This is a genomic window from Moraxella sp., from assembly GCF_024227015.1.
Taxonomy (GTDB): domain Bacteria; phylum Pseudomonadota; class Gammaproteobacteria; order Pseudomonadales; family Moraxellaceae; genus Moraxella.
This window is the reverse complement of sequence record NZ_JAAELD010000134.1, coordinates 1-8,895: the sequence shown is the minus strand read 5'-3', so window position 1 is coordinate 8,895 and position 8,895 is coordinate 1. Positions and strand designations below refer to the sequence as shown.

Genomic DNA, 8,895 nt, shown 5'->3' with positions numbered 1-8,895 from the left:
TAATCACGGTGGCAAAACAAGATAACGCCCACGCTGACACGCTGTTACGCATTGCTGAATACTTGGTTGATTATCAGTATTGTGAATTTGACGAGATGGAGCGTGAATTTAGACAGAATAATTAACAGCATAAACACCCCGCTTTTTAGTGGGGTGTTTTTTATAACCGTCCTTTTTGGGCGGTTTTTTTATGTTTCTAAGTCATCTATGCGATGTGGAATTGACTAAGTCAATCACAATCTCAACTTATAACTTTCTAAGTCATCTATGCGATGTGGAATGTTAGAACTAATACTGATTGTATTTGTACCAATTTCTAAGTCATCTATGCGATGTGGAATACCGATGGCACGAGTGTCATCATTGACCAAGTCTTTCTAAGTCATCTATGCGATGTGGAATGCAGCCAACTTTTGATTAATTTTTTTTCTGTTTTTCTAAGTCATCTATGCGATGTGGAATGTAAGTATCGGGGCGAAGAGTGCGGATATATCTTTCTAAGTCATCTATGCGATGTGGAATCCTACTTTACCAGCTACTCGATCAAGCGTAACTTTCTAAGTCATCTATGCGATGTGGAATCCCAAGCCATATGCCAAATAATTGCCGTGATTTAAAAATTGGTTGGCTTTATCCACGCCGTCATAATCACGGCTAAATCCCTTATAACCTGTATGCTTGACGGCAAATTTATACAGCTCTTTGGTCATGCGTCCTTCTAGGGCAAGCAAGTCTGATACGCTATTTTGCCCCAAAATCTGGGTGCGGTAGTGATTTTGTAAGCTTATGATGTCATCACATTTACTATCAAAACCCGCCCCACGCAAGTCCTTATCACGCCCCCACACGTCATTCATAAAATCAAGCCGAGCCATTTGCAAGCGTTTTGCCATTGCCAGACGTTTGTCATCGTCCCACCACCACGACAGCCAGCCTTGAATGTATTCGGTGGGGCGATATTCTGATTGTGGGGTCAGCCACTCAATCTCATTCCCCATAAATAAAGGCGTGCCACCGCCCCCACAAAAGCCAATCAGCACGCCTGCACTTGCTAGTAGCCTTACCGCAGACTGAGTAATGGACGTGCCTGTGCCAAGCAGTATCACGGTGGTGTTGGCAATGGGGATATTGTAGTAGAGATTTTCTTTTTTGCTTTCGGTCAGATACAGCACTCGCCCGTCCTTTTGCATGACTCGGCAATGCTCTAAATAATACAGATTGGCACGTTTGGAATGTAAAATGGTTTTTAGGTCGGTGGGGCGTAGGGTGTCCATAAATGTCCTTTTAAATGCTTGTATACTAAGAGCTTTTCGATTACTTTTCAGTCTACTATAATCACCCAAGATTTTAAACATAAAAAAATTGGGTTCTTATGTATTCAAGAGCCCAATTCGTGGTAGATCGATGTGGTAAGGTTATAGCGCCAACCAGTCTTTTGGCTTTAAATAAAAGTCAGTCAGCTCAAATTCGGGCGTGCCCACCGCAGGCTCGTAACGATACGACCAGCTGGCCAATGGCGGCATGGATACCAGAATTGATTCGGTACGTCCGTTTGACTGCAGTCCAAATATCGTCCCACGGTCATAGACGAGATTGTATTCCACATAGCGTCCGCGGCGATACAGCTGAAACTCTCGCTCGCTTTGGGTGTAGGGTTTGTACTTATTGTTCTCAAAGATTGGCACGATCCCATCTAGATAGCCTTGACCGACGGCTTTCATGAATGCAAAGCATTGGTCAAAATCCCAGCCTGTGGTATTGGTATTGATGTCATCATAAAACAGACCGCCCACGCCGCGGCATTCACCTCGATGCTTTAAGAAGAAATAATCATCGCACCATTTTTTGAATTTGGGATAAATATCATCACCAAATGGCTGGCACAGATCATAAGCAACCTGATGCCAATGTTTGACATCTGATAAGACAGGATAGAAGGGCGTTAAATCAAAGCCGCCGCCAAACCACCAAATCGGCTCACTGCCGTCATTGGGCGTCGCGACGAATAGTCTGACATTGGCGTGGCTGGTTGGGACGTGTGGGTTCTTGGGGTGAATAACCAACGACACACCCATCGCTTGAGCCTTTGCGCCGGCAAGCTGTGGGTGCCTCTCGGTGGCAGAAGGGGGGAGCTTGCTGATGTGGATGTGGCTGAACATCACGCCGCCTTTTTCGATGACTTCACCGCCAGACATTACGCACGAGCGACCACCACCGCCTTCAGGGCGCTCCCAAATATCTGGGATAAACTTAATATCACTACCGCCGTCGATGCCGCCTGATTTCTCTTGATTTTCTAGGGCGGTGCAAATTCGCTCTTGTAGATTTAATAGAAATTCTCGTACTTGCCCAAGCTTGGCATCAAAATCTGCCGCTGTCGTGTTGCTGCTGTTATTCATGATATTGCCTGCTATCTTTATTGATGATTAATAAAGTGTCCCATTTTTGAGTCTTTGACGTTGAGATAATCTTGGTTGTGTGGATTGACGCCGACGATGAGTGGGACGCGCTCTACCACGTCGAGCCCTAATGACTTTAGGTCATTGACTTTATTGGGATTATTGGTCATGAGTGATAATTTGGTAACGCCAACGTGTTCGAGCATTTCTTTGCACATCTCATAGGTGCGAGCGTCTGCAGGCAGCCCAAGCAGCAGATTGGCATCTAAGGTATCATGCCCCTGATCTTGTAGGGCGTAGGCGCGGATTTTGTTGGTGAGTCCGATGCCGCGACCTTCTTGGCGTAGGTATAGTATCGCGCCGCAGCCGTGTGCTTGTACGGCTTGCATGGCGGCGTTCAGCTGGGGTCCGCAGTCGCATTTGAGCGAACCGAACGCATCGCCTGTCAGGCATTCTGAGTGAATGCGCACCACAGGAATGGTGGTAGGATTGTCGCAGGGCAATCCATGGCTTAGAAGAATGTGCTCTTGTCCGATTTCGTTTTCGAATACATGAATGTCAAATTCACCATGAACGGTGGGCAGCTTTGCTTTGGTGATGAATTGATACAAAATGAACCCCAAATGGCATGATGCCAATAATGCTAATCTTTATGTGAAATTTTGATGAAAAATGAAATGCTTAATTAAAAATAATGGTGTTTTTATGGCAAAAATAAAGCCTATCTTATAAAATAGTCGCACGATGTCGCCAAAAATGCTATTATGCCATACTATTTTTATGATTGAAAAGATAATTACAGTAAGATGCGCGAAATCGCCATAAAAATAACCTGCGCGACCCACTTATCAACTCGGAAAAAAGCCAGTCATGCCACATTCTATTGACAGCCAAACATTCACGCCAAGAGCCTTTTCTCAGATTCCCACCACTCGTCCTGTAACGCCATTGCTTGATAAAGTCAGCTTGCCCAAAGATTTAAAGGGGCTAAATACCGATGAGCTGTGCCAATTATCGGACGAACTCCGTGAATATTTGCTTTACTCGGTCGGTCAAAGTGGCGGGCATTTTGGGGCAAATTTGGGCGTGGTGGAGCTGACGGTCGCCCTGCACGCCACTTATGACACGCCTTATGATAAGCTCGTGTGGGACGTGGGTCATCAGGCGTACGCTCACAAGGTGCTGACAGGTCGGCGTGATGAGCTGGTGCGTATCCGTGCCAAGGGCGGTCTGACGGCATTTCCCGAGCGGAGCGAGAGCGAGTACGACACCTTTGGCGTGGGGCATAGTTCCACGTCCATATCGGCAGGACTTGGCATGAGCCTTGCCAGTCGTATCAAGGGCGAAAACCGCAAGGTCGTGGCGGTCATCGGAGATGGGGCGATGACAGGGGGCATGGCGTTTGAAGCGATGAATGATGCGGTGCAACAAAATGCCGATTTGACGGTGGTGCTAAATGACAATGACATGTCAATCTCGCAAGCGATTGGCGGGTTTAGTCGCCATTTGGCACGGCTATGGCAACGTGGGCTTGCCTTTGACATTGACAAACACGGCAATATCCTGATGATAAAGCGTGAGATTAGCCCTGATGACAGACGGGTTCGCCACTATCTGCACATGGCAAACGGGGCAAAAGAAACCCTAGAAAAAATCCCTGCCAAACTGGGCGGTAATCTGGTGCAAAATATTGGTGGTCTTTTTGGCAGAAACGCTCCGCCCATGCCGTTGTCGGACAAAATTGCCGAAAAAGTACATGACCATATTTTCCCTGATAATTTATTTAAGGCGATTGGCTTTACCTACCTTGGGCCTTTTGACGGACATGATTTGCCAAAACTTTTGCAAGTCTTTGAACGTGCCAAACAGTTAAAAGGAGCGGTGCTGATTCACGTCTACACGGTCAAGGGCAAGGGCTTTTTGCCTGCCGAAGCTGACCCCATTACCTATCACGCCATTGGCAAATTGCCCAAAGCAGATGTGCCAAAAACGGACAAACCTGACAACGCCCCTAAAGCCAAAAAATACTCAGACATCTTTGGCGACTGGCTTATGGATAACGGAGAAGACCCCCATATGGTTGCCATTACCCCTGCCATGTGCGAAGGCTCAGGCATGGTGGCATTTGCCAAGGCGTATCCTGCCAAGTTTTTTGACGTGGCGATTGCTGAACAGCACGCCGTAACCTTAGCAGGAGGCATGGCAACGGGTGGATTAAAGCCTGTGGTGGCGATTTATTCTACCTTTTTACAGCGTGGCTATGACCAGCTGATTCATGACGTCGCTTTACAAAACTTGGACGTAACCTTTGCCATAGACCGAGCGGGACTTGTGGGCGAAGACGGGGCGACTCATGCAGGCGTGTTTGATTTGGCGTATTTGCGTTGTGTGCCAAATGTGGTGATTGCCACGCCAAGCGATGAACATGAATGCTATCATCTGCTAAATGCTTGCTACGCTTATCAAGGCACGAGTGCCATTCGCTATCCTAGGGGCGTGGGCGTGGGGCGTGAGATTGTCAAAAATAGCGATGAGAAATTTGCCATTGGTAAGGCAAAAATCGTATGGCGGACGGATAATTTTAATACCCAATCGGATAAAAAAGTGGCGGTGCTTGCCTTTGGTACACGCCTAAACGACAGCCTATCGGCAAGCCAAACGTTCGCCCAAACGACAGAAACGTCCATGACGGTGGTGGATATGCGGTGGGTCAAACCGCTTGACAATGAGCTAATAGATGAGCTTATCGAGCAGGGCGTTACGCATTTTATCACAGTAGAAGAACATCAGCGTATGGGCGGAGCAGGCTCGGCGGTGGGCGAGTATTTGGCAAGTGTGGGCTATGGCGGTCGGCTTATGCAGATTGGCATTGATGATGTGTTTGTCGCTCATGGCAGTCATGATGAACAGTTGGCAGAATGTGGGCTTGATGAGCGGGGGATTTTGGTGACATTACAAACCCTAAAATAAGGCGTGAAAATTAGCCAGTTTTAAGCTATAATGGTTCTTTTGTATGATGAATGCAAAACCACTATTTAAGATATGTTTATAAGGTGAAGTATGGAACCGATGGTAGTCATCGCGTCGCAAGTGGCGCAAAAAGTTGGTCATGAAATTCTACGTGCACATGAGAATCGCCATCGTGTAGATTTGGCGGTAGAGTCTAAGGGTCTTGACGGTTTGGTGACCAAAATTGACCGCTATGCCGAAGAGTTGACCATTTCTTTGCTGAAGGAAAGCTATCCAAATCATTCTTTTTTGGGTGAGGAATTTGGTCTACAAGAAGGTAAAGGCGCGGATGCCGATTGGTGCTGGATCATTGATCCGCTAGACGGCACTCAGAACTTTGTGCATGGTGTGCCGCATTTTTGTGTGTCGATTGCTGTCCAAAAAAACGGCGTAACTGAGCATGGCGTGATTTATGATCCTGTGCGTGATGAGCTATTCACTGCCAGCCGTGGACGTGGCGCGCGCCTCAATCAGCGTCGTCTGATGGTGTCGGATCGTAAGACCATCGCAGGCGGTCTGTTCACAACAGGACATCCTTATGAACGCATGGTTGGCGAACAGCGCGCAAGCTTTGCTCGTCAGCACTTTGCTAGCTTACAAGCCATCTGCGAGAATGGCGGTCAAGTTCGCCGTCTGGGCTCTGCTGCGCTTGATCTGTGTTATGTGGCTGCTGGTCGTTTTGATGGTTATTTTGAAATGTCATTAAAACCTTGGGATGTTGCCGCAGGCGAGCTGATCGTTACCGAGGCGCGCGGTGTGGTGGTGGATCATCATGGTGCCAATAATGCCATGACCACAGGTTCTGTATTTGCATGCAATGTTAAATTACTTAAGCCTTTGATGCAGCTGGTCATTCCTGTATGGGAAAATGCATTATCTCATTAATTGCTGATCCAGAAACCGCCAATTCAAGGCGGTTTTTTTATTGTCAAAATTTTGTCAAAAAAGAAACATCTGTTTACACTTTATCGCTGATTTTGGCAAGTTTTGATTGAGTACAAATGTAAACTTCAGTTATACTTATGGATATGAAGTGATTGATGCTTGTCAAGCAAATCAATCAAATGCCAGATGAATAAATAGCAGAATAAGGAGTGTAGCATGAGCGCCAAAAATCAACAACCAGTCAATGCATCTCTAGAGATGACCGTCCTGTCAAAAGGCAAAAAGAAACACGTAACGTCAGAGATGATCAAAGCTGTACTTACTAAGTTGGCAGAAGGCAATCGAGCGCAGCTAGCATTGAGTGCTTAACTCTGATGATAAAAACTATCCTTAATCGGATGGTTTTTTATTTATTATTCGGCAGCTATATTTTCATATTCAGCGATGTGTTTTTCGATCAGATCGGGAAGCTTGTCAATGTTCGGCAGTGTGCTAATGCATGCCGTGATGCCAAAGTCTAACTTATCTTGGTAGTTGGCGAGGGTGATGTTTAGCGCTTGCCCATCGAAAAGCACCGAGGCGGGGAATATGCCTGTCAGCCTTGCGCCATTGAGATACAAAGGCGTATTATCCCCAGGGACGTTGGAGATAATTAAATTAAAGGCCTGTTTGGCAGGGTAAGCACGCGTCGCTAGGTTGATCCCTGCCCACCCATAGGTTAAGGCACTGTAATTGATCACTTGCGCCTGCGTCATGCGAGAGAAGCGTTTTTTGCCATCATTAATGCTATTTTTGATGGTTTTTAGGCGTGCTATGGGGCTTGACTCATGTGTACCAAGATTGGTCAATAAGAATGACAGCTGATTGCCCAGACTGCTGTTATCTTGGCGAAGGCTGATTGGCACGAAGGCGATGAGCGGCTTATCAGGCAGAGCGTTTTGGCTTAATAGATACTCTCGAAGTGCGCCGGCGCAGACTGCTAGGATGACATCGTTGGTGGTTATGTCGAATTTTTGTGCGACGTTGGCAAATCTTGTCTTGTCAAAGGAGCGCATCGCGAGCGATCGTGCGCTAGAGATACGCTGGTTTAGTAAGGATTTTGGCGCATCAAAAGTGCTGATAAAGTTATTGCGGTGGCGATGTTTAAAGCCGCGTAGGATCTCTCGGGCGACTGGCTTTATTGTGCCTAGTTGCTCTTTGATAATCGTCCAAGCTGGCTTGTGTATTGGCAAGATGGCATCAATCTGACTGCGGTATTTGGTGGATAATGACCAAAACGGCAGCATAAATCTGTCATCAGGCAGCGTGGATAAGGAGCGCTCAAGCAATCGCATGGCGGCGATGCCATCGACCATGGCGTGATGAATTTTAAGGTAAATGGCGAATCGTTTTGGTGCGCCATCTTGAATGGGTGCGATGCCTTCGATTAGGTGAAATTCCCACAGTGGCTTGGTGCGATCCATCATGCGCCCATGCTCGCGCGAGATATAAGCCATCAGCTCAGCGTCACCGCCGGCACGTGGTAGGGCGATGTGGCGAAAATGATGATTGATGTCAAAGTGATCATCTTTATCCCAAAACCCGACGTTCTTTAGCACTTGATTAAAAGGAAAGCTTGGGATAGTTTTACCGCTTTTGATCTGATCAACCAACTGCGTAACAAAATCATCGTCAGCAGAAGGGGGTAGCTCAAACATGCAAAGCCCAGCGACGTGCATGGGCTGTTTGCGTGTCTCTAACAATAAGAATAAATGATCAACCGCAGTTAAGGCGCGCACTCATTACTCCCTTCGACTACTGGAAAAAGTAGCCAGTCTGGGGTGAGCTTGCAACTGCCATTTTGCGTGCAGGCATGCGTCCCGCCAAGAAGGCTTGGCGACCTGCATGAATGGCGTTCTTCATGGCATGTGCCATTAATACAGGGTTCTGCGCATGAGCGATGGCTGAATTCATGAGTACGCCATCACAGCCTAATTCCATTGCAATGGCAGCATCGGACGCGGTGCCAACGCCAGCATCTACCAAGATAGGCACATTGGCATTCTCGATGATTAGACTTAGCGTGTGACGGTTTAATAGACCCAGCCCTGAGCCGATTAAGCTGCCCAATGGCATCACAGCAACACAGCCCATATTTTCCAGCTCTTTGGCGATGATGGGGTCATCAGAGGTATATACCATCACTTCAAAGCCGTCATCGATGAGTACTCGAGCCGCTTTTAGGGTTTCGGTGACGTTGGGGTATAGCGTTTTTTCATCGCCCAGAACTTCTAGCTTAACCAGATTATGACCATCTAAGAGTTCGCGCGCCAGCTGACAGGTGCGAATCGCGCTATCCGCATCAAAGCAGCCTGCTGTATTAGGTAAGATAGTGTAGTCTTTTGGTGAGATGACGTCTAGCAGGTTTGGCTCGCCTTTATTCTGACCGATGTTTGTACGGCGAATGGCGACGGTTACGATCTCGCTGCCGCTGGCTTTGATGGCATCGCCTGTCTCGGTCAGGTCTTTATATTTGCCTGTACCGACCAGTAGACGTGATGAGAAGGTGCGTGAACCAACGCTAAAGGTGTCATTAATTAAGGGGTTGCCTGATGCGCTCATG

At 47.3% G+C, this 8,895-nt stretch carries 7 protein-coding genes, 1 pseudogene and 1 CRISPR repeat array; of the genes and pseudogenes, 3 read left to right on the top strand and 5 right to left on the bottom strand.

From position 1 onward, the window contains the following. Positions 1–193: 193 nt before the first annotated feature. Positions 194–582: direct repeats of the CRISPR family, unit length 28 nt; unit sequence TTTCTAAGTCATCTATGCGATGTGGAAT. Positions 583–596: 14 nt separating this feature from the next. The 3 genes and pseudogenes from cas1f to ribA form a co-directional block, all read right to left on the bottom strand. Continuing rightward, a pseudogene (gene cas1f / locus GY683_RS02875) lies at positions 597–1,274 on the bottom strand (type I-F CRISPR-associated endonuclease Cas1f); the annotation flags it as partial. A gap of 141 nt (positions 1,275–1,415) precedes the next feature. Then, positions 1,416–2,399: an oxygen-dependent coproporphyrinogen oxidase gene (gene hemF, locus GY683_RS02870; RefSeq protein ID WP_297287311.1), complete on the bottom strand. Its 984-nt coding sequence runs from the start codon at positions 2,397–2,399 to the stop codon at positions 1,416–1,418. Positions 2,400–2,416: 17 nt separating this feature from the next. Then, the gene (gene ribA / locus GY683_RS02865; RefSeq protein WP_172459601.1) at positions 2,417–3,010 is read right to left on the bottom strand and encodes a GTP cyclohydrolase II; all 594 of its coding nucleotides are present in this window, start codon (positions 3,008–3,010) and stop codon (positions 2,417–2,419) included. Positions 3,011–3,269: 259 nt separating this feature from the next. Between ribA and GY683_RS02860 the strand changes: the two genes are divergently transcribed. The 3 genes from GY683_RS02860 to GY683_RS02850 all read left to right on the top strand — a co-directional run bounded on the left by GY683_RS02860 (position 3,270) and on the right by GY683_RS02850 (position 6,662). Further along, the gene (locus tag GY683_RS02860) at positions 3,270–5,369 is read left to right on the top strand and encodes a 1-deoxy-D-xylulose-5-phosphate synthase (protein WP_297287310.1); all 2,100 of its coding nucleotides are present in this window, start codon (positions 3,270–3,272) and stop codon (positions 5,367–5,369) included. Between the two features lie 90 nt (positions 5,370–5,459). After that, positions 5,460–6,293, top strand: a complete 834-nt coding sequence (locus tag GY683_RS02855; protein ID WP_297287309.1) for an inositol monophosphatase family protein — start codon at positions 5,460–5,462, stop codon at positions 6,291–6,293. A gap of 216 nt (positions 6,294–6,509) precedes the next feature. Then, the gene (locus tag GY683_RS02850) at positions 6,510–6,662 is read left to right on the top strand and encodes a hypothetical protein (RefSeq protein WP_297287308.1); all 153 of its coding nucleotides are present in this window, start codon (positions 6,510–6,512) and stop codon (positions 6,660–6,662) included. A 44-nt stretch (positions 6,663–6,706) separates the two neighbouring features. On the opposite strand, the gene GY683_RS02845 is transcribed toward GY683_RS02850, so the two are convergent. Next, complete coding sequence (locus GY683_RS02845) at positions 6,707–8,071, bottom strand: wax ester/triacylglycerol synthase family O-acyltransferase (protein ID WP_297287307.1); 1,365 nt, start codon at positions 8,069–8,071, stop codon at positions 6,707–6,709. Between the two features lie 16 nt (positions 8,072–8,087). Then, positions 8,088–8,894 carry a thiazole synthase gene (locus GY683_RS02840; protein WP_297287306.1) on the bottom strand — a complete coding sequence of 269 codons (807 nt, stop codon included), beginning with the start codon at positions 8,892–8,894 and terminating at the stop codon, positions 8,088–8,090. Position 8,895 lies beyond the last annotated feature (1 nt).